The organism is Aeromonas sp. LsrichE-8G (assembly GCF_022869435.1).
GTDB lineage: Bacteria > Pseudomonadota > Gammaproteobacteria > Enterobacterales > Aeromonadaceae > Aeromonas > Aeromonas caviae.
This window is the reverse complement of the sequence record NZ_JALIHH010000133.1, coordinates 1-20222: the sequence shown is the minus strand read 5'-3', so window position 1 is coordinate 20222 and position 20222 is coordinate 1. Positions and strand designations below refer to the sequence as shown.

The 20222-nt window shown below is 61.6% G+C and carries 20 protein-coding genes; 8 read left to right on the top strand and 12 right to left on the bottom strand.

Annotated elements, in window-relative coordinates:
* Nucleotides 1-546: 546 nt before the first annotated feature.
* Complete coding sequence (locus MUW49_RS17355) at nucleotides 547-1086, top strand: gamma carbonic anhydrase family protein (protein WP_223945944.1); 540 nt, start codon at nucleotides 547-549, stop codon at nucleotides 1084-1086.
* 77 nt (nucleotides 1087-1163) lie between these two features.
* On the opposite strand, the gene polA is transcribed toward MUW49_RS17355, so the two are convergent.
* Nucleotides 1164-3914, bottom strand: a complete 2751-nt coding sequence (polA, locus tag MUW49_RS17350) for a DNA polymerase I (protein WP_223945946.1) — start codon at nucleotides 3912-3914, stop codon at nucleotides 1164-1166.
* Between the two features lie 401 nt (nucleotides 3915-4315).
* On the opposite strand from polA, the gene elbB reads away from it, so the two are divergent.
* On the top strand, nucleotides 4316-4966 hold the full coding sequence (gene elbB / locus MUW49_RS17345) for an isoprenoid biosynthesis glyoxalase ElbB (protein ID WP_042878992.1): 651 nt from the start codon (nucleotides 4316-4318) through the stop codon (nucleotides 4964-4966).
* Between the two features lie 72 nt (nucleotides 4967-5038).
* Here elbB and MUW49_RS17340 read toward each other — a convergent pair whose 3' ends face one another.
* The 4 genes from MUW49_RS17340 to MUW49_RS17325 form a co-directional block, all read right to left on the bottom strand.
* Nucleotides 5039-5248 carry a cell division protein ZapB gene (locus MUW49_RS17340; protein WP_010672454.1) on the bottom strand — a complete coding sequence of 70 codons (210 nt, stop codon included), beginning with the start codon at nucleotides 5246-5248 and terminating at the stop codon, nucleotides 5039-5041.
* Between the two features lie 221 nt (nucleotides 5249-5469).
* Nucleotides 5470-6750 (bottom strand): hypothetical protein, encoded by a 1281-nt coding sequence (locus MUW49_RS17335; protein ID WP_010672453.1) that lies wholly within the window; start codon nucleotides 6748-6750, stop codon nucleotides 5470-5472.
* 21 nt (nucleotides 6751-6771) lie between these two features.
* Complete coding sequence (cysE, locus tag MUW49_RS17330) at nucleotides 6772-7551, bottom strand: serine O-acetyltransferase (RefSeq protein ID WP_010672452.1); 780 nt, start codon at nucleotides 7549-7551, stop codon at nucleotides 6772-6774.
* A gap of 8 nt (nucleotides 7552-7559) precedes the next feature.
* Nucleotides 7560-8471, bottom strand: coding sequence for a cation diffusion facilitator family transporter (locus MUW49_RS17325; protein ID WP_043155671.1), 912 nt, complete (start codon nucleotides 8469-8471; stop codon nucleotides 7560-7562).
* An 87-nt stretch (nucleotides 8472-8558) separates the two neighbouring features.
* On the opposite strand from MUW49_RS17325, the gene MUW49_RS17320 reads away from it, so the two are divergent.
* From MUW49_RS17320 to trmL, 3 genes are all read left to right on the top strand, one after another.
* On the top strand, nucleotides 8559-9254 hold the full coding sequence (locus MUW49_RS17320; protein ID WP_010672450.1) for a response regulator: 696 nt from the start codon (nucleotides 8559-8561) through the stop codon (nucleotides 9252-9254).
* Complete coding sequence (locus MUW49_RS17315) at nucleotides 9251-10606, top strand: ATP-binding protein (RefSeq protein ID WP_039041147.1); 1356 nt, start codon at nucleotides 9251-9253, stop codon at nucleotides 10604-10606. The genes MUW49_RS17320 and MUW49_RS17315 overlap by 4 nt, the downstream gene beginning before the upstream one ends.
* Before the next feature lie 70 nt (nucleotides 10607-10676).
* Nucleotides 10677-11141 carry a tRNA (uridine(34)/cytosine(34)/5-carboxymethylaminomethyluridine(34)-2'-O)-methyltransferase TrmL gene (gene trmL, locus MUW49_RS17310; RefSeq protein WP_039041146.1) on the top strand — a complete coding sequence of 155 codons (465 nt, stop codon included), beginning with the start codon at nucleotides 10677-10679 and terminating at the stop codon, nucleotides 11139-11141.
* Nucleotides 11142-11172: 31 nt separating this feature from the next.
* Here trmL and dinF read toward each other — a convergent pair whose 3' ends face one another.
* From dinF to lexA, 4 genes are all read right to left on the bottom strand, one after another.
* Nucleotides 11173-12543 carry an MATE family efflux transporter DinF gene (dinF, locus tag MUW49_RS17305; RefSeq protein WP_244813019.1) on the bottom strand — a complete coding sequence of 457 codons (1371 nt, stop codon included), beginning with the start codon at nucleotides 12541-12543 and terminating at the stop codon, nucleotides 11173-11175.
* Between the two features lie 14 nt (nucleotides 12544-12557).
* Nucleotides 12558-13184 (bottom strand): SCO family protein, encoded by a 627-nt coding sequence (locus tag MUW49_RS17300; RefSeq protein ID WP_244813018.1) that lies wholly within the window; start codon nucleotides 13182-13184, stop codon nucleotides 12558-12560.
* A gap of 190 nt (nucleotides 13185-13374) precedes the next feature.
* Nucleotides 13375-13665 carry a hypothetical protein gene (locus tag MUW49_RS17295; RefSeq protein WP_010672445.1) on the bottom strand — a complete coding sequence of 97 codons (291 nt, stop codon included), beginning with the start codon at nucleotides 13663-13665 and terminating at the stop codon, nucleotides 13375-13377.
* Nucleotides 13666-14015: 350 nt separating this feature from the next.
* Nucleotides 14016-14642: a transcriptional repressor LexA gene (lexA, locus tag MUW49_RS17290; RefSeq protein ID WP_010672444.1), complete on the bottom strand. Its 627-nt coding sequence runs from the start codon at nucleotides 14640-14642 to the stop codon at nucleotides 14016-14018.
* Between the two features lie 204 nt (nucleotides 14643-14846).
* Between lexA and plsB the strand changes: the two genes are divergently transcribed.
* A complete protein-coding gene (plsB, locus tag MUW49_RS17285) occupies nucleotides 14847-17270 on the top strand; it encodes a glycerol-3-phosphate 1-O-acyltransferase PlsB (protein ID WP_244813017.1) in 2424 nt (807 codons plus the stop codon).
* 64 nt (nucleotides 17271-17334) lie between these two features.
* Here the strand turns inward: plsB and ubiA are convergent, their stop codons facing one another.
* Nucleotides 17335-18198, bottom strand: coding sequence for a 4-hydroxybenzoate octaprenyltransferase (ubiA, locus tag MUW49_RS17280; RefSeq protein ID WP_039041141.1), 864 nt, complete (start codon nucleotides 18196-18198; stop codon nucleotides 17335-17337).
* The gene (locus tag MUW49_RS17275) at nucleotides 18195-18746 is read right to left on the bottom strand and encodes a chorismate lyase (RefSeq protein WP_244813016.1); all 552 of its coding nucleotides are present in this window, start codon (nucleotides 18744-18746) and stop codon (nucleotides 18195-18197) included. Before MUW49_RS17275 ends, ubiA begins: the two co-directional genes overlap by 4 nt.
* A 145-nt stretch (nucleotides 18747-18891) precedes the next feature.
* Between MUW49_RS17275 and MUW49_RS17270 the strand changes: the two genes are divergently transcribed.
* Nucleotides 18892-19323 carry a flagellar basal body-associated FliL family protein gene (locus MUW49_RS17270; RefSeq protein WP_045522520.1) on the top strand — a complete coding sequence of 144 codons (432 nt, stop codon included), beginning with the start codon at nucleotides 18892-18894 and terminating at the stop codon, nucleotides 19321-19323.
* A gap of 56 nt (nucleotides 19324-19379) precedes the next feature.
* A complete protein-coding gene (locus tag MUW49_RS17265; RefSeq protein WP_010672439.1) occupies nucleotides 19380-19550 on the top strand; it encodes a hypothetical protein in 171 nt (56 codons plus the stop codon).
* A 57-nt stretch (nucleotides 19551-19607) separates the two neighbouring features.
* Here the strand turns inward: MUW49_RS17265 and MUW49_RS17260 are convergent, their stop codons facing one another.
* Nucleotides 19608-19946, bottom strand: coding sequence for a DUF2799 domain-containing protein (locus MUW49_RS17260; protein ID WP_010672438.1), 339 nt, complete (start codon nucleotides 19944-19946; stop codon nucleotides 19608-19610).
* Between the last annotated feature and the right edge of the window lie 276 nt (nucleotides 19947-20222).

Genomic DNA, 20222 nt, shown 5'->3' with positions numbered 1-20222 from the left:
TAGCAAGCTACTTTCCCGCTGCCGCTCGACTTGCATGTGTTAGGCCTGCCGCCAGCGTTCAATCTGAGCCATGATCAAACTCTTCAATTTAAGTTTGGTTGCCAATTAAGGCGGCTCAATGAATTGCTGAATTAACTGCTGCAACTTTCGTTGCTTTGGTCACTTCATCAGACATTGATATCAAAAATTGTTTTTGATGCTCGATGCTGTGAGTGCCCACACAGATTGCTTGATTCAAATTGTTAAAGAGCGACGCAGCTTTTGCTGCTGCTGCGGGAGTGGCATTCTACTCAACCGCCTTCTCGAGTCAAGCCTTATTTTCAAAGGCTTTTCTAGGCTACCGACCGGCTTGTTTGCGTTGCCGCTTGCCCTGTCGATGGAGGCGCATTATAGGGAGCTAATTCGTTCTGGCAACCCCTCCTCTGCAATAAAATTGTAAAAATCGGCACTTTTTTAGTTATTCATATCCAAACACAGCTTTTATACAAACTTATCCACAGAAACCGGTGTCGTCTTGCTAGAATGGCCGAAAACAAGGAGGCCAAGATGGACTTGCGACTGAGACCTTACAAGGGAAAACGCCCGCAACTGGGCAAACGGGTATATGTGGATCCCTGCGCCACCCTAGTGGGGGATATCCAGCTGGGTGACGATGCCAGCATCTGGCCCATGGTGGGCGCCAGAGGGGACGTCAACCATATCCGCATCGGTGCGCGCAGCAACATTCAGGACGGCACAGTGCTGCACCTGACCCGCAAGAGTGCCAGCAACCCCGGCGGCTATCCGCTGCTGATAGGTGAGGATGTCACGGTCGGTCATAAAGCCATGCTGCACGGTTGCACCATAGGCGACCGGGTGCTGGTCGGCATGGGTGCCATCCTGCTGGATGGGGTGATCGTTGAAGACGATGTGATGATCGGGGCGGGCAGCCTGGTGCCACCAGGCAAGCGGCTCGAGGCCGGCTTTCTTTATATGGGCAATCCCGTCAAGCAGGCCCGCCCTCTCAAGCCGGCCGAGATCGCCTTCCTCAAGACCTCGGCCGACAACTATGTGCTGCTCAAGGATGAATACCTGCAAGAGGCCTGACCCTGCAGCCACAAACAGGAAGCTCGGCATCATGTCGGGCTTCTCTTCTTATATAGCTATGTGACCATCAGGCAGGATCAGTGGGCCTGATCCCAGTTGTCACCGGTGCCCGCTTCCACCACCAGCGGCACATACAGTTCGGCCGCACCCGACATCTTCTCCTTGATGAGGCCGATGTACTCTTCCAGCTTCTCTTCGCGGATCTCGAACACCAGTTCATCGTGTACCTGCATCAGCATGCGGATCGACTCGTCTTCAATCCCACGGATCCAGTCATCCACGTTGATCATGGCGCGCTTGATGATGTCGGCGGCCGTACCCTGCATGGGGGCGTTGATGGCGGCCCGTTCGGCAGCTTTACGCAGACCGGCGTTACGGGACTTGATGTCCGGCAGATAGAGGCGGCGACCAAACAGGGTTTCGACATAACCCTGGGCCTCCGCCTGCTGGCGAGTGCGCTCCATGTACTCCAGCACCCCCGGGTAGCGCTCGAAGTAGAGATCCATGTACTTCTGCGCTTCGGCGCGACCGATACCCAGCTGCTTGGCCAGACCGAAGGCGCTCATGCCGTAGATGAGACCGAAGTTGATCGCCTTGGCGCTGCGACGCATGTCGCTGGTCACCGCATCGAGCGCGACGCAGAATACCTCGGCGGCGGTCGCCTTGTGGATGTCCTTGCCCTCGGCAAAGGCGGTCAGCAGCCCCTTGTCACCGGAGAGGTGGGCCATGATGCGCAGCTCGATCTGGGAGTAATCCGCCGCCACCAGCTTGTAACCGGCGCACGGAATGAAGGCCTGCCGAATGCGGCGCCCCTGTTCGTTGCGCACCGGAATGTTCTGCAGGTTGGGGTCGGTTGACGAGAGTCGACCGGTCGCCGCCACCGCCTGGTGATAGGAGGTGTGCACCCGCCCGGTCTGCGGCTTGATCATCAGCGGCAGCTTGTCGGTGTAGGTGGACTTGAGCTTGGCCAGGCCACGGTGCTCCATCAGCAGACGCGGCAGATCATAGGTCTCCGCCAGCTCGGCCAGCACCTCTTCCGCAGTGGATGGCGCTCCCTTGGGGGTCTTTTTGATGATCGGCAGCCCCAGCTTGGTGAAGAGGATCTCCCCAAGCTGCTTGGGCGAGGAGAGGTTGAACTCCTGCCCGGCCAGCTCATGGGCCTGCTTCTCCAGCTCTGCCAGACGCACTTCGATCTCCTGGCTCTGCTGATGCAACAGCTTGGGCTCGATGGTGGTACCGAGTCGTTCCATCCGCGCCAGCACCGGCAGCAGCGGCAGTTCGATCTCGCTGAATACCTTGGCAAGGCCCGGCTCGGCAGAGAGCTTGCCCCACAGCGCCTGATGCAGACGCAGGGTGATGTCGGCATCTTCCGCCGCGTAGGGAGCCGCCAGCTCCAGTTCGATCTGGTTGAAGGTGAGCTGCTTGACCCCCTTGCCAGCAATGTCCTCGAACGAGATGGTTTCGACGTTCAGATACCTGCGAGCCAGGGAATCCATGTCGTGGCGGCTGGCAGTGGAGTTGAGCACATAGGACTCGAGCATGGTGTCGTAGGCGATGCCCTGCAGCTCGATACCGTGGTTGAGCAGCACGTTGCGATCGTACTTGAGGTTCTGCCCCACCTTGAGACGGGTCGGATCTTCCAGCAGCGGTTTGAGCTTGCCCAGCACCACGGCCTCGGTCAGCTGTACCGGCGCCCCCAGATAGTCGTGGCCGAAGGGCACGTAGGCCGCCTTGCCCGGCTCGATGGCAAAGGAGACGCCAACGACGCGCGCCTCCATATAGTCGAGACTGGTGGTCTCGGTGTCGAAGGCAAACAGCGGCGCCGCCTGCAACCGTGCCAGCCACTCATCGAATTCGGCCTCATCCAGGATGCAGCGATAGTCGGTTTCGATGGCGGCTGCCGGGGCGCCGCCTTCCTCATCACCTGCGGCTTCGCTCTCCTCGCCACCAGACTCCAGTTCTTTGATCAGGTTGCGCAGCTCGTACTCGCGGTAGACCGCCAGCAAAGCCTCCCTGTCGATGGGGCCAAGCTGCAACTCTTCCAGACTCTGTTCCAGCGCCACGTCGGTCTTGATGGTCGCCAGCACATAGGAGAGGCGCACCTGCTCTTCCTGCTCGCGGAACTTGTCGGCGAACGCCTTGGAGCCGCGGAAGCCGAGCGCCGCCACCTTGTCGAGGTTGGCGGCAATCTCGTCGATGCTGCCTATCCCCTGCAACAGGGCCAGTGCGGTCTTCTCGCCGACACCTGTCATGCCGGGAATGTTGTCCACCTTGTCCCCCATCAGCGCCAGGTAATCGATGATGAGCTCGGGCGGTACGCCGAACTTCTCGATCACCCCTTCCCGATCGGTCTTCACATCCTTCATGGTGTCGATCAGGGTGACATGGTCGGAGACCAGCTGCGCCATGTCCTTGTCGCCGGTGCTGATGAGCACAGGCAGCTGTTTCTCGGTCGCCTGACGGGCCAGGGTGCCGATCACGTCGTCGGCCTCCACCCCTTCGACCATCAGGAAGGGGAAACCCATTGCCTTGATCATCTGGTGGATAGGGGCGACCTGGCTGCGCAGATCGTCCGGCATGCTGGCGCGTGTTGCCTTGTATTCGGGATAGATGTCGTCACGGAAGGTCTTGCCCTTGGCGTCGAACACCACGGCCACGTGGCAGTCGGGGTACTGCTTGCGAAGGCTGCGCATCATGTTGGCCATGACACGGACGGCGCCGCTAGGCAAGCCGGTCGAGGTGCGCAGATCGGCCTGCTGCGAGGCAAAGAAGGCGCGGTAAAGATATGAAGAGCCGTCGACCAGAATAAGAGGATTGCTAGAGGCCATGAAAATCGTCCTGCCAAGAATAAACAGCCGCTAGGATGCCACAGGGCCCGCACCACACCAAGGGGACTCCCACCATCACCCCGGCGCACCGGTGGGGCATATTGCTGTGGATAACTCTGTGCTCAAAAATGGCACCATTGCATCACGGCCGTGACAAAGCTGTGGATTAAAACAAAAAATATCTTTTAAAACATTGCGTTGAGAACATGAAAACTCAACATGACGCACGTATCATGATCTCGATCAATGTGGAAAAAAATTCAAGGGGGGTACTGAGGCAGGATCCAAAACGAAACAATCCTAGCACAGGGAGATGACTTGACCAGCGGAGGTCGAACGATAACCATACAAAAGTACAACAATCTACCCTGGCTCACATTTTCAACAACGAGGAGTCTGTCATGAAAAAAGTGGCCGTGATCTTGAGTGGTTGTGGCGTGTTTGACGGCGCCGAAATCCACGAGGCCGTCATCAGCCTGCTGGCGCTGGCCCGTCAGGGAGCATCCGTTCAATGCTTCGCCCCCAATGTCCCTCAGCTTCATGTCATCAATCACCTGACCGGCGAGGTCAGCGAGGGAGAGAGCCGCAACGTGCTGGTCGAGGCGGCCCGCATCTGCCGCGGCCAGATCAGGGATGTGGCTGAACTGGATGCAGCCGACTTCGACGCCCTGCTGGTGCCGGGCGGCTTCGGCGCCGCCAAGAACCTGTGTGACTTCGCCATCAAGGGAGCAGAGTGCCGTATCCAGCCGGATGTGCTGAAGGCCTGCCAGAGCTTTGCCAGAGCAGGCAAACCGGCCGCCTACATCTGCATCGCACCGGCCATGATCCCGCTCATCTATGGCGCCGGCACCCTGGCCACCATTGGCAACGACGAGGGCGCCGCCAACGCCATCGAAGCCATGGGTGGCAGTCATCTCGACTGCCCGGTGAGCGAATTCGTGGTGGATCAGGAGCGCAAGGTCATCTCCACTCCTGCCTACATGCTGGCCAACAATATTGTGGAGGCGGCGGACGGCATCGAGAAGACCGTCAAACAGCTGCTGGCACTCTGATTGCCCGGCAGACCAAAACAAGCGGGCCGCTCAAGGAGCGGCCCGCTTTCATTCCGGTCAGTCTAGACGGGTTCAGATGGCATCGCCCATCTGGTCCATCTTGCCCAGCAGGGCACGCAGACGCTCTTGCCAGGCAACGTGCTCGTTGCGCAGTTGGTGGTTTTCGTCTTGCAGCTTGCTGTTCTGCTCTTTCAGCTCGTCCAGCTCCATCTTCAGCAAGGAGATGTTGTCGACGGCGGATTGTACTTTGGATTCGAGTTGCTCAAGGACTTCTAGTGACATATGCATACCTGTATGTTCAATTGCGATGCCCCACAGAGGGCGATTCAAGCGCGTGGAGCCAGCATACCCTGATGCGCTCGGCACAAACAAGCCAGCACGTTGCAAAATGCGCCCTGCGGCCCGGTATTGCTTAAATATGCGTCGGTTTTTCTCGCAGGCAGCAGGAACCTCGATCCCGGGTGTCCGCCGTGGCATAACCCGCCCTCCTGCCGATGCCACCATCAGCCATGCAAGGCGATGAAGCCCCCCATCATCAGACAGGCCACGGCGTACATCAACAGGCCGTAGAGCAGGTTCCAGCGCAGCAGCAGCCCGGCGCTCAGGTTGTAGCGGGACGCCAGCGCCAGATTGGAGCCGGAAAGCGGGCTCGTCCCGGTCGCCAGCCCCCACCCCATGAGGAAGCACATGCCAAGCAGGCTGGGATCCGGTGCCAGCGGCCAGAGCAGCGGCGCCACCCCCGAGATGCTGATGAGAGGATGCACGCCCACTATGGCCACCAGGAAGATCAGCAGCAGGGTCAGGCAGGCTTCCAGCCAGCCGAAGTGGTTGAACAGCGGCAGGCCGTGGCCACTGCCAAAATCCAGTACTGACAGCGCGCTGTTGATGCCAGCCGCCAGCAGGCCGGCCCCCAGAAACAGCACAAGCTGGCCACCGATGGCCGGGAAGCGCTCCACCACCTGGCGCTTGAGAGCAGCCCCTCGCCCCGCTTGCGGCATGAACAGCAAGGCCAGCAAGGGCGCCACCAGGGCGATCACCGCCAGAATGCTGAGTCCGGGCCAGAAACGGTGGATCACCAGCACCAGCAGTGCCAGGGTCACCGGTAGCCCCAGGGTCTGGAGCCGCAGCGGATAACCTTCAAAGGTCTCCACACCGAGTCGCTCTACCTGCCAGGCCGTCAGCCCCATGGCCAGCAAGGCCGCCAGTATGCCAAAAGGCAGTATGCTGCCCAGTTGCAGACCCGGTGCATAGGTGAGGGCCACCGCCATGGCGACGAAGAAGGGGGACCAAAACGCAGCAGCACAGAAGATCCGGCTCAGCACCATGACCTGACGCCGCTCCAGCGTCCCGTTGCGCTCCAGCCGATCGCCGATGATGAAGAGCACCGAAAGATTGATGACGGCCCCCAGCAGATTGAGGCTGGCCATGGTGCTCCACAGCCCCTTGCGACCGGACCAGGAGGCGGTGCCGGTCAAGAGGCCGGAGGTAGCCAGATTGAGGGTGCTCACTGCGGCAAACATGGTCAGCATGTTGATGTTCGGCAAGAGCCAGTCACCTGGGCTGAGGCTGGCCCCCCGCCACCAGGAAAAGAGCAGCAGCAGGAGCGCCGCGCCGTAGAGGGCCAGCGCCTGGCGCCGTGCGGCCCCCACCAGCCAGGGCCAGGTGAGCAGGGAGGCGGCCCAGGCCGCGATGGCGGCGGGCCAGGGGGAGAAGTCCAGATAGAGGTGCAGCAGGTTGAGCAGCCACATCCCCAGGATCAGAAAGCCTGACCAGCGCTTGACCATACAACGGCCTCGGTCAGGGGATCAGAGGCACTGATCCATGTCCAGGGAAGGTTTGTCGCACTCGGGGCGGCCCACAATCCTGGCGGGCACGCCAGCGACCGTGGTGTGAGGCGGCACCGGGTTGATCACCACGCTGCCGGCACCGATCTTGGCGCCGACGCCCACCTCGATGTTGCCGAGGACCTTGGCCCCCGCCCCTATCATCACCCCTTCCCGGATTTTGGGGTGACGATCACCACTCTCCTTGCCGGTCCCTCCCAGAGTCACACTCTGAAGGATGGAGACGTCGTTCTCGATGACGGCGGTTTCGCCGACCACGATACCGGTGGCATGGTCAAACATGATGCCCTTGCCGATGCGGGCGGCCGGGTGTACATCCACGCCGAACACCACGGAGATCTGGTTTTGCAGATAGAGCGCCAGGGCACGGCGTCCCTGACGCCACAGCCAGTTGGCCACCCGATACCCCTGAAGAGCATGGAATCCCTTGAGGTAGAGCAGCGGGGTGGAGAAGAGGTCGACCGCCGGGTCGCGATCCTGCACCGCGCAGATGTCGGCGGCCACTGCGGCCAGCAGCTCGGGTTCGCTGCGCAGGGCCAGCTCGATCACTTCCCGCAAGGCGATGGCAGGCATGGTGGTGCTGTCGAGCTTGTTGGCGAGCTGGAAGCTCAGCGCCGAGCGCAAATCCCGGTGATTGAGAATGGTGGAATGAAAGAAGCTGGCCAGCATGGGCTCCTGGGCCGCCATGCTCTGCGCTTCCTGCTGAATTTTTTGCCAGGTTCTGGCAACCAGATCATCCATGTTACAGCCTACTGTTGTTCAGGGTGAGTGCTTTGTCGTTCTTTTGTCAGCACCGAGATGGGGTCCATGTGAATGATCACATCCATCCGCTCGAAGGCCTGGCGGACGGCCAGTTCAGCCTCGTCGGCTATCTGATGGGCCCTGACCAGAGGCAGTTGATCATCGAGTTCCAGATGCAACTGCACGAAACGGGTCGGCCCGGATTGGCGGGTACGCAGGTCATGTACGCCATGCACCCCCTCTACGGCACAGCAGAGGGCCATTATTCTCGCTTGTTCCTCCTCTGGCAACTGACGATCGAGCAGGGCCTGCACCGATTCGTAACCGATATGGACGGCCCCCCACACCAGGAACAGACCGATCAGAATGGCAAACAGGCCGTCGGCCCAGTACCACCCCTGCCCCGCCAGCACCAGTGCTACCAGCACGCCGCCATTGAGCAGCAGGTCGGAACGGTAGTGCAGCATGTCGGCCTTGATGGCCACACTGTTAGTCTTGCGGATGACAAAGCCCTGGAAGCTCACCAGCAACAGGGTCAGCACGATGGAGCCGACGCTGACCCAGATCCCCGCCTCCAGGCGCACCACGGGCACCTGATTCAGCATCGACGAGATGCCGTGCATCACCAGCAGCAGGGCGGACCCCGAGATGAAGGCCGACTGCACCAGACCCGCCAGGGACTCCGCCTTGCCGTGGCCGAAGCGATGCTCTTCGTCGGCAGGGGCCAGTGCATAACGGATGGCCAGCAGATTGATGAGAGAGGCGCTGATGTCCATGAAGGAATCGGTCAGGGATGCCAGCAGGCTGGATGAATCCGTCATCAGCCAGGCGATCAGTTTGCCCAGGATGAGCAGGGTGGCGGTGGTCACAGCGGCCATGCTGGCCAGGGTGACCCAGCGGGAATAGTGTTGGTGGCTCAAAACCGGCTTTCCTCCGACGCGTAAAAACTTATTATACCCTGACCCGGACGTCAGTTTGGCGTGCAAAATCAACAGAGTGACTCCCAGATGAACAAAATACTCCTGGTCGACGACGATCTCGAACTGACCCAGCTGCTCACCGAAATCCTGACCCTGGAGGGGTTTGAGGTCACCGTCGCCGAGGATGGGGAAGAGGGATTGCAGCGACTGGCAGAACAGGCTTTCGACCTGGTGCTGCTGGACGTCATGATGCCCAGACTCAACGGTTTCGCGATGCTGACCCGGCTGCGCAAGACCCACGACACCCCGGTGTTGATGCTGACCGCCCGTGGCGACAGCCAGGATCGGGTCAACGGGCTGGAGGCCGGTGCCGACGACTATCTCGCCAAGCCGTTCGACGACAGGGAGCTGCTGGCCCGGGTGCGCGCCATCCTGCGTCGAACCCAGAGCCAGGCTCCCCAGCGCGGCGGCAGCTCGGAAGAGGTGCGCTTCATGGATCTGGTGCTGCAGCCCGGCCTACAACAGGCTCGCTGCGACGATCAGTTGCTGGAACTCACCGCCACCGAGTTCGGCCTGCTGGAGTGCCTGCTGCGCAATCCGGGCCAGATCGTCAGCAAGGGCCTGCTCTCCGAGCAGGTGCTGGGCAAGAAGCTCGAACCCTTCGATCGGGCCATCGACATGCACCTGAGCAACCTGCGCAAGAAGCTGCCGGAGCGGGCTGACGGCCAGCCCCGCTTCAAGACAGTGCGGGGACGAGGCTACCTGTGGCTGGAGCAGGCATGAAATCGGCCCGCACCTTCAACGGCCTTTCCACCCAGATCTTCCTCTGGTTCTGGTTCATCCTGCTGCTGGTCGTGGCCGCGGTGGTAATCCTACCCACCCTGGACCCCCGCAACATCATCCCGCTGCCGGCCCACGAGATTACCCGTCTCAACAACAACCTGGCGGCGCTGCAACGGGGCGCGGATCCCGAGCAGGATTTCGATCTGGCCAAGGCCATCGATGCCGCGGGCCTTTTGCCGGTGGACAACATCTATCTACGCGATGCCAAGGGGCAGATGCAGTCCAGCACCCGGCTGAGCAAGTTCGTGATCCGTTTCATGCTCGACTCGGACAACCCGGCCAAGCCCATGCTGGGCAGCGAACACCAGCGCGCCATCGCCGGCCCCTTCCAGATGGTCCATCACGGCCAGACCTATCACGTCTATTTCGGTCTGAACGTCGAAAACTCCTACCTGTTCCTCTTCATCCAGATCCTGGATCACCCCATCCAGATCCTGGGCATCGCCATGCTGGTCAGCACCCCGCTCTGTCTGTTGCTCGCCTGGCGCCTGACCCGCCCCATACTGCAGTTGCAGCAGTCGGTCTCCCAACTCGCCCAGGGCAACCTGGAAATACAGATCCCCAACCTGGGGCGGCGCGACGAGATAGGCCAGCTGGCCGAACATGTCAGTCGCATGGTCGATACCCTCAAGGACATGATCCAGAAGCAGAAGCAGTTGCTCTCCGACATCTCCCACGAGCTGCGCAGCCCCCTGACCCGCATCCAGCTCGCACAGGCGCTGATCCGCCGCAAGCAGGGGGACAGCGCCGAGCTGGCGCGCATCGAAGGGGAGATAGCCCGGCTCGACAAGCTGATAGGGGATCTGCTGGATCTGTCGCGGGTGCAGCAACATGTGGAGGCGCCGGTGACGCTGCCCCTGGCGGAGCTGCTGGAGCCCATCCTGGACGATGCCATGTTCGAGGCAAACCAGAACGGCAAACAGCTCAGGCTCCCTTCCCTGCCCGCCGAATCCCTCACCATGTGGCCGGAACTGTTGGCCCGCGCCCTGGAAAATCCCCTGCGCAACGCCCTCAAGTATGCCCGCGAGTTCATCAAGGTGGACTGGTACCGGGAGGGACGGGAATGGGTGATGACCATACGGGATGACGGCCCTGGCGTGCCGGTGGAGCAGCAGCCCCGGTTGTTCCTGCCCTTCTTTCGGGTGGACGATGCCCGCAACGCCAAGACCGGGGGCACTGGTCTCGGCCTTGCCATCGCCGCCGAGGCGATCCAACGTCATGGGGGGACCATCCGGGCCAGCAGCAATCAGCCGACCGGACTGGTCATCACCATCCGCCTGCCCATGCCCTGACCTCCCCCTTTTCATCGGCACGGGTGCTGGGTATGCTGGCGCCCGTTTCGCACCAGCCCAGGATCCTTCCATGCTCGATATCGTGCTCTACCAACCGGAAATCCCCCCCAACACCGGCAACATCATTCGCCTCTGCGCCAATACCGGCTACCGGTTACACCTGATAGAGCCCCTGGGGTTCGAGTGGGATGACAAACGGGTCAAGCGGGCCGGGCTCGACTATCACGAGTTTGCCGACGTCAAGCGCTGGCCTGACTATGAGGCGTTTCTGGCGGCCGTCGCCCCCCAACGGGTCTTTGCCTGCACCACCAAGGGACGCACCGCCCACTCGGCGGCCCGGTTTGCCCCCGGTGACGCCCTGCTGTTCGGGCCCGAGAGCCGAGGCCTGCCCATGGAGATCATCGAGAGCCTGCCATTCGAGCAGCGGCTGCGCATTCCCATGCTGCCCCAGAGCCGCAGCATGAATCTGGCCAACGCCGTCGCGGTGTTCGTCTACGAGAGCTGGCGACAGTTCGACTATTCAGGCTCGCTCTGACCGCTGACGATATTGGCAAGGCGGCCAGAATTCAGACTGACTGCGCCGTCCCCTGCCCCGCCAGCAGCCGTCCATCACGCTCCAGTCGCCAGCAGAGCCAGCCCAGCGTCAGGCCACGACCTGCCATCAGGGCACTCATGGCGGCCCACAGGGCCGCCACACCCCATCCCTGGCAGAGCCACCAGATGGGAAAGAAGCCGGCAAACACCGCCACCAGCATGCTGTTGCGCATCTCCCGGGCCCGGGTGGCGCCGATAAAGACCCCGTCCAGCAGGAAGCACCAGACCGCCAGCAGCGGCATGGCCACCAGCCAGGGGAGCTGACGTTGCGCCTCGGCGATCACCGCCGGTATGTCGGTAATGTGACGGATGAGCCAGTGGCCCCCCAGGGCAAACGAGAGGGTGAATGCCAGGGCGATCAGCAGCGCCCAGCCCAGATTGAGGACGATGGCCTCCCGCAGCAGCGACCGATCGCGCCGCCCAATGGCGCGCCCTACCATGGCTTCCACCGCATAGGCAAATCCATCCAGCCCGTAGGAAATCAGCATCAGGAAATTGAGCAGCACCGCATTGGCGGCCACCGCCACATCCCCCAGCCTGGCCCCCTGTAGAGTCATGAACACGAAGCAGAGTTGCAGACAGAGGGAGCGGATGAAAATATCCCGGTTCAGGGCGAGCAGCCGCAGCAGGGCCGGCCACTGGCGCCAGCGCTGCCAGGCGTTGTGCCACACCCCGGGATCAAGTCGGCGCAGATGCCGGCTCACCAGCCAGAACCCCACCCCGAGCGTGCTGTAATCCGCCAGCAGGGAAGCTGCGGCCACCCCTTTCACCTGCCAGCCCAATCCCAGCACGAACCAGGCATCCAGCACCATGTTGACGAGATTGCCCAGGATCAGCAGCAGCATGGGACTGCGTGCATCCTGCATGCCCAGCAACCACCCCATGATGACCAGATTGCACAAGGCCGCCGGGGCGCTCCAGACCCGCACCGACACATATTGACCGGCATAGGTCTGTACCTCGGAAGAGCCGCCACCGAGGGCGATGATGGCCGGCAGGAACGGCAACAACAGGAGCAACAGCGCCATGCCCAGTCCGATCGCCAAGCCCAGGGCCCGCGCCAGGGTGTCGAGCTGCCCTTCGGCATGGGCTGCACCTTGAGCCTGAGCGGTCAGCCCTGTGGTGGACATGCGCAGGAAGCCAAGCAACCAGAACAGCAGATTGATGAAGGTCGCACCGACCGAAACGCCGCCGAGAAACCAGGCCTGGCCAAGATGACCGATCACCCAGGTGTCCACCAGCCCCAGCAAGGGCGTGGTGACGTTGGAGAACACCATGGGCAGGGCCAGGGCGAAGACGGCTCTGTGGCGGCGAGGATCCTTCAGCCAGGCGGGAATCAGCATGGTGCGCGCCGGGCTCACTCGCCAACCAGCCGCACGATGCGCGCGAAGTCGGCCACCATGGCCTGCATGTCCACGTGGGGCACCTCACCCGGTGCCACTTTGGGTCGGAAGGTGGCCACCAGCTTCCCCTCGGGGTTGATCAGCACGATGGAGGCGGAGTGGTCTATCAGGTAATCCTTGCGATCCCCTTCCACGATGGAATAGACCAGCCCCAGATTGCGGACCAGAGGAAAGAGGGCACTGTGAGGTGCTGTCGCCGCCTTGAACTCGGGCTCGAAGAAGGCGGTATAGCTCTTCAGGCGGGCGCTGTCATCCCGCTGGGGATCCGCCGAGATGAATACCACCTGGCTAGTGGGGGCTATCTTCTTCAACGCCGGATAGACGCTGCGCAGATCCGCCAGCGTGGTCGGACAGACATCCGGGCAGTAGGTGTAGCCGATGAACAGAAAGCTCCAGTGTCCCGTCAGGTTGGCAGGGGTAAAGGGCTGTGCATCCGCATCCGTGAGGGTAAACGGGTTGATGTCTCGCCCCGCCGGGTAGTAATCGGCCTGTTCCGGCACCGCGGGCTGACTCCAGTAATAAGCCGCCGCAATGGCGCCGATGAACAGCAACAACAGCAGGTAAAAGCGTGATTTAACCATATAAAACAAAGCCTTGCTTATGTTATAAGCCCAGGGAGAAAAACCGGTAGGGGTCATTGTAACCCGCCCGCCCCCGCCGCTGGCTAGTCTTGCATCCCGGCGGGAAAGCGTCTGTGCCATGGATCAGCCGCATCAGCGCCAAAACAAGAGCCCCGCTCTGGCGGGGCTCTTGTCTGTACAGGAAGAGGGATCAGGGCCGCAGCCTGTGCTGCGGCTGGGCGCGTCTCAGGGGGACGCGCAGCGGGATGACGGGGGCAGTCCAGGGCTCATCCGGCAATCCGATGTCGTGATGACGGCGAAACAGACGAACCAGGCGGACAATCTTGTCTTTGGGGCACCCAAGCCAGATGGTCCAACCATCTCCCTTGTGATAGACCCAGAGCGCATAGAACCATGTCATCCGACTGCCCTTGATGAATCGGGTGATGGAAGATGCGGGCGCTGCGGCCGGCACCGGATCCCACGGCGAGCTTGAAGCCATACCTGTCCTCCTTGCTCAACAGGTCACGCTGACGGGTCTCTTTGTCCCCAACGACGAACCAACCACGGCAGCGTACTGACTGTACGAGTCCCCAGTCTGAGGCGACTCTCCCTTCTGCGCACCGACTCGGCGATCATGCATCCCTGCCATGGCGTACTGCCCGGTGCGACTCCCCCTTCCCTGATCACCGACCATGACAGGGGCCTTATCAAAGGATATATCCGAAATGCATGTCGTGCGGCGAGACTGTGCGCACAGGAAGGAGAAGCGAAAAGGTGGGGAGGGAGATGCCATCGGCAGATGAAAATGAAGAGGCCTCCCGCAGGAGGCCTCTTCATCGCATCGGATGTTTACATCCAGTCGGCGTTGCGGATCACGCCGACCGCCAGGCCCTCTATGGTAAGGTGCTGACTGGCGAGATCCACCTCGATGGGGGAGAGCTCTTCGTTTTCCGGCAGCAGCCACACCTGGCTGCCCTTGCGCTGGAAGCGCTTGACGGTGACGTCTTCGTCCAGACGTGCCACCACGACCTGGCCGTTGCGTACCTCCTGGGTCTTGTGTACCGCCAGCAGGTCCCCGTCCATGATGCCGATGTTCTTCATGCTCATGCCCTGCACCCGCAGCAGGAAGTCTGCCCGCGGGTGGAACAGGGCGGGATCCACCTGGTAGTGGCTCTCGATGTGTTCCTGGGCCAGGATGGGTTCCCCGGCCGCCACCTTGCCAATCAGTGGCAGGCCGTTTTCTTCAGGCTGCACGTCCTCTTCTTCGAGCAGCAGACGAATGCCGCGGGACGTACCCGGCATGATCTCGATGACCCCTTTTTTGGCCAGGGCCTTCAGATGTTCTTCGGCCGCGTTGGCCGACTTGAAGCCAAGCTTCTGGGCAATCTCGGCGCGAGTCGGCGGCATGCCGGTCTCGTTCATGTTCGCCTTGATGAGCTCGAGTACTTCAGCCTGGCGAGGGGTAAGGGGTTTCATAGCATGGGCACCTGTCTTTTTATACAGCACACTGGCAGTATATACAGTGCTGGGGCCAAGGCAAGGCGCAACTGGCATTTGTCGCGACCCGACGCACATTTGTCCCTCCCCCTGCTCTGAAGTGCCGACTCATCGTACCTCTCGGCGACAAGCAGCCGGTGATTTGCTATGCTCACGCCGCATTTTTTTGGAGAGCAGACGCACATGTCCCTTGGACAGAAGATATTCAGAGCCATCCTGCAATGGCCGGTCAGCGGCTTGGTCAATCACAAGAGCCTGCCGGAAAACCCCATCACCGAGCTCAAGCTGGATCCGGCCAGACCCATCGTCTATGCCCTGAAGACCAGCTCGATCACCGACCTGATGACCCTGCAACAGTGCTGCGAGGATCTCGGCCTGCCCGGCCCCTTCACGCCGCTGGAGCTGAACGGTCAGCTGCTGCCACGCTACGTCTGTCTGGACCGTCCGCCTCCCCTGTTCGGCACGCGCAACAAGCCGCTCCCCTTCCTGCAGGAGTTCCACCAGCTGCTGGACCTGCACAAGCAGGATCCGGCGCTGGACATCCAGGTAGTACCCGTCACCCTGTTCTGGGGCCGCGCCCCGGGCCGGGAAGGCGAGGAGGCCTCCGGCTGGAACATCATCAGCAGCCTGGCGCCAAACCGCCTGAAGAAGGCGCTGATCGTGATCCTGAAAGGGCGCGAGAACCTGGTGCGCTTCTCCCCGCCCCTCTCCCTGCGCTACATGGCGGACAAGCACGGCACCGACGAGGCCATCGCCCACAAGCTGGCGCGGGTGGCCCGTACCCACTTCAGCCGCCAGCAGCTGGCCGCCACCGGGCCCAAGCTGCCGAACCGCAACCTGCTGTTCAAGCAACTGCTGGATTCGAGCGTGATCCAGCAGGCCATCGAGGAGGAGGCCAGACGGGAAGGGATCAGCCTGGAGAAGGCGCAAAAGCGTGCCCACGGCTACATGGACGAGATCGCCTCCAATTTCTCCTATCGGTTGATCCGCCTCGGGGAGAGTTTCCTCGGCTGGCTGTGGAACAAGCTCTATCGCGGCCTCTCGGTCAACGGAGCAGAGCAGGTGCGTCAGCTGGCCCAGGAAGGGCACGAGATCGTCTACGTCCCCTGCCATCGCAGCCACATGGATTACCTGCTGCTCTCCTACGTCATCTACCACCAGGGCATGGTGCCGCCCCACATCGCGGCGGGCATCAACCTCAACTTCTGGCCGGCGGGCCCCATCTTCCGCCACGGCGGCGCCTTCTTCATCCGCCGCACCTTCAAGGGCAATCCGCTCTACAGCACGGTATTCCGGGAGTACCTCAACCTGCTGTTCGCCAAGGGCTACTCGGTGGAGTTTTTCACCGAGGGCGGGCGTTCGCGTACGGGTCGCCTGCTGCCCCCCAAGACCGGCATGCTGGCCATGACCCTGCAGGCCATGATGCGCGGGCTGGACAGGCCGGTGACCCTGGTCCCCGTCTACCTCGGCTACGAGCACGTGATGGAGGTTAACACCTACCACAACGAACTCAAGGGGAGCCGCAAGGAGAAGGAGAGCTTCCTGCAGGTGCTCGGCATCCTGCGCAAGCTGCGCAACTATGGCCGCGGCTTCGTCAACTTCGGTGAGCCGCTGACCCTCAACAATTACCTCAACGAGCACGTGCCCAGCTGGAAGGAGCACATCGGCGAGGAGGAGCGTCCCGAGTGGATGGCCTCCACCGTCAACCAGTTGGCCGAGCTGCTGATGACCCGCATCAACGATGCCGCCGCCGTCAACGGCCTGACCCTGAGTGCCCTGGCCCTGCTGGCCGCCGAGCGCCACGCCCTGACCCGGGACGAACTCCAGGCCCAGCTCAACACCTATCTGGACCTGCTCAAGCAGGTGCCCTACAGCCCGCACAGCACCATGCCGGACGAGGACGCCAGGACCCTGCTGGAGCAGGCGATGGAGCTCAACAAGTTCGAGGTGAGCGAGGACAAGCTGGGCCAGATCATCAGCCTGGACCGCTATCAGGCGATCCTGCTCACCTACTACCGCAACAACATACTGCACCTGTTCGCCATGCCCTCCCTGGTGGCGGCCCTGATCGAGCGGTGCGAGGGGATCTCCCGCAGCGAGATCGTCGCCCGCTGTGTCGACATCTACCCCCTGCTCAAGACCGAACTCTTCCTGCGCTATGAAGAGGACGAGCTGCCTGAACTGATCGATGCCCTGCTGGCCGAGCTGTTACGCCAGCAACTGGTCGAGGCCCGCGACGGCGGCTACTGGGTCAACCCCGGCAACCAGATGCGCCTGCTGCTCTTGGCCGAAAGCATCCAGGAGACCCTGCAGCGCTACGCCATCGTGCTGACCCGCATGCTGGCCCAGCCCCACATCGAGGCGGAGCAGCTGGAAGCGGACGGCCTGATGATGGCGGAGCGCCTCGGCACCCTGCACGGCATCAACGCCCCCGAGTTCTTCGACCAGAAGCTGTTCAGCACCCTGATCCACACACTGCGCAGCGAAGGCTATCTGGATCCGGGCTGCAAACCGGATCTCGGCCGCTTCCAGGCATTGGCCGACAACATAGTGCCGCTGCTCAGCAACAAGATCCGCCGCACCATCCAGGCGGGCAACCGGCTCTGAGGCGTCGACACCCAACAAAAAGGCCGCATCATGCGGCCTTTTTTCATTAAGGAAGGAGCGCGGGTTAGAGGTAGTGAACCATCACCCCGAGCAGCACCAGCGCCCCCACATAGTTGTTGTTGAGAAACGCCTGGAAACAGGCCTCACGCTGCCGCTCCCGGATCAGTCGCTGCTGGTAGACGAACAGCGCCGCCGCCCCCAGCAGTCCCCAGTAATAACCGGATCCCAACCCCATCAGCTGCCCGACCCCCAGCAGGATCAGCAGGGTCGCCAGTTGCAGCGCGCCGATGATCCGCTTGTCGTGGCGACCGAACAGGATGGCGCTCGATTTCAGGCCGAGCTTGAGGTCGTCATCCCTGTCCACCATGGCGTACTCGGTGTCATAGGCAATGGTCCACAGCAGGTTGGCAAGAAACAACAGCCAGGCTTCCGGCGGCAGGGTATTGGCCTGGGCCGCATAGGCCATGGGAATGGACCAGGAGAAGGCCATGCCGAGCACCAGCTGGGGGATGGGGATGAAGCGCTTCATGAAGGGGTAGCAGACCGCCAGCAGCAGACCGGCAAAGGACAGGCTGATGGTGAGCGGGTTCAACGTCAGCACCAGGGCGAACGAGAGAAGCGCCAGCACAGCGAACAGCACCAGCACTTCCCGCTCGGCGACCCGCCCCATGGGCAGCGGTCGCCCGGCGGTGCGTTTCACATGACCATCGAAGTTGCGATCCGCATAGTCATTGATGACACAGCCGGCGGAGCGCATCAGGAAGACGCCCACCACGAACACGGTCAGGATCCAGGGGTCAGGCAGGCCACCAGCCGCCAGACAGAGCGCCCACAGGGTCGGCCACAGCAGCAGCAGGGTACCGATGGGCTTGTCGATGCGGGCCAACTGCGCATAGGCCAGTCCCCGCTCCTTGGTTAACAGCTTCACTCCAGCTCCTTATCCGATGGCAACGAATGAGACGATAGCGAGGGCAGGAAAAGTTCATGGACCAGCAGTGGCCATTGCCCCAGAAACAGGCGGGAACGACGCCCCCAGACGGTAGCGGCCGGACACCAGGGATTGCTCGCTATCTCGAAACAGGCCAGTTGCAGGTGATCCCGCCGCGCCGGTGCATCACCGAAAATGCGCTCTCCCAGCGGCTGCTCTCCCAGATCCTGCAAACCGCCCCCCTGCAAGGCCGCTTCGGCAAACAGGGTCCAACCCAGGATGGCAGGCCCGCCATCACCGTGCAGGATCACCTCGCGGCACATGCCCACGGGGGCCGACACCGCCACCAGCGCCTGCTCGTCCACCGTCAGCGACACGGCGCGATTGCCGAGCAGTTGCACCGAGAGGTGATGATTGTAACGACGCAGGCGCCGGGTCATGGAATCGGCCTCCAGCAACCAGGGACGCAGCGCCTCGGGCGGTTCGCACTCTGCAGGCCCCCGCCACGGGACGAGCTGGACGAGGGGAACAGTCAACTCGGACTTCACAGCTTCACCATCCGGAGATTTCCGTTGTCAGGTTAAAAACCGGTTTATTATCCGTAAATCAATGGCGAATTGTAAGAACATCCGTGCTTGACGGCCCCGATGGCAGCATCAAAAATGGGGCATCCGTCGCTGCCGAGCCATCCAGATGAAGATCTTCAGAATTCTGCTGCTGTCCCTGGGGTGTACCCTCTTGAATATACAGGCCTTCGCCAATGAGGAAGAGGCCACCGATCCCGCCTCCTCCGCCGTCCAGCCGGGATTCGCCTATCACGCTCTGGATCCGGACATCATCACCAACTACCTTGGCGACGGCAAAACCCTCGGCTATGTACGGGTGACGGTAGAGCTGATGGCCACGGATGCTGCCGACCTCAAGTTGCTGGAGCAGCACGACCCCCTGATCCGCGACGCCATCATCCGGCTGATTGGCAGCAAGACGGGCGCACAGATCAAGTCCCTGGTGAACCGGGAAGAGCTGCGCAAGGAGTGTGAGGCCAAGGTCAACGAACTGCTGGTCAAGGAGACGGGCAAGAAGGCGGTCCGCGAGCTCATCTTCACCAAATACCTGTACCAGTAACCACACCGGGAGGGGTCCTGCCCCTCTCACCCGTTGCATTCACTGTCGAGGACGTCATGGGTCACAAGACGCTGTGTGAGTGGCGCCGTCACGAGATCCCCGCCGATCTCAAGACGCTGCGCAAGATTGTGCGCAAACCCAAATTCGTGTGTGGCAAGTGTGCCCGCAGCGCCAATGACAAGGATTACCTGTGCCAGCCGCTGCGGCTGAAGCATAAAGAAGGGTAGGTCCCTCTTCTCACGAAGAGGTTCACGCAATATTTCAGAAGAGAGAGGAAGACTGATTTATTGATCAGTCCAGCCATGGCGACCCTGTTCAAACAGGCGACGGGCCTGCACGTCGTTGGGACAGACGCCGCGATACTCCTCTCCCGACCGTCCTGCCAGATAGAGATGCTCGGGTCGGCAATACCAGGCCAGCCCCTTCTGGCGACCCAGCTCCCAAAGGGCAACGTCCACTTTTTCCCCGCACTGGGTCTGGTGAAAAGCCACCCGATCGCCAGCAAAACCGAGCTTGCCGTCCGCCTCTCCCACGTCGCTCCACACCTTCTCGCAAGGGTCGTCGGAGTTGGAAACACAGCCCCCGAGCAGGGCGGCACAAAACATGATGACGAGTGAGCGCATATTCATCCTTGGCGTCGTTGGAATCGTTGTTGAGCCGCTGCCTGCCTTGTACAGCGTCATTTGAGCAGTTCATTCTAACCAGCCCGCCCCGTTCTCACCAAGGGCTGCCCCCCTCGCCACACAAAAAATCGGTTCTTCGCGGGATCCTGGGAAAGTGGAAGTTGACAGACAGGGTGCTGGTAAACTGGTTGTCGCCAAACACACCACCACCATCACCCTGCTGTCGCCGTGCATCATATTGATATTGCCTCCTTCTGGCCAGGTTATACCGTCATC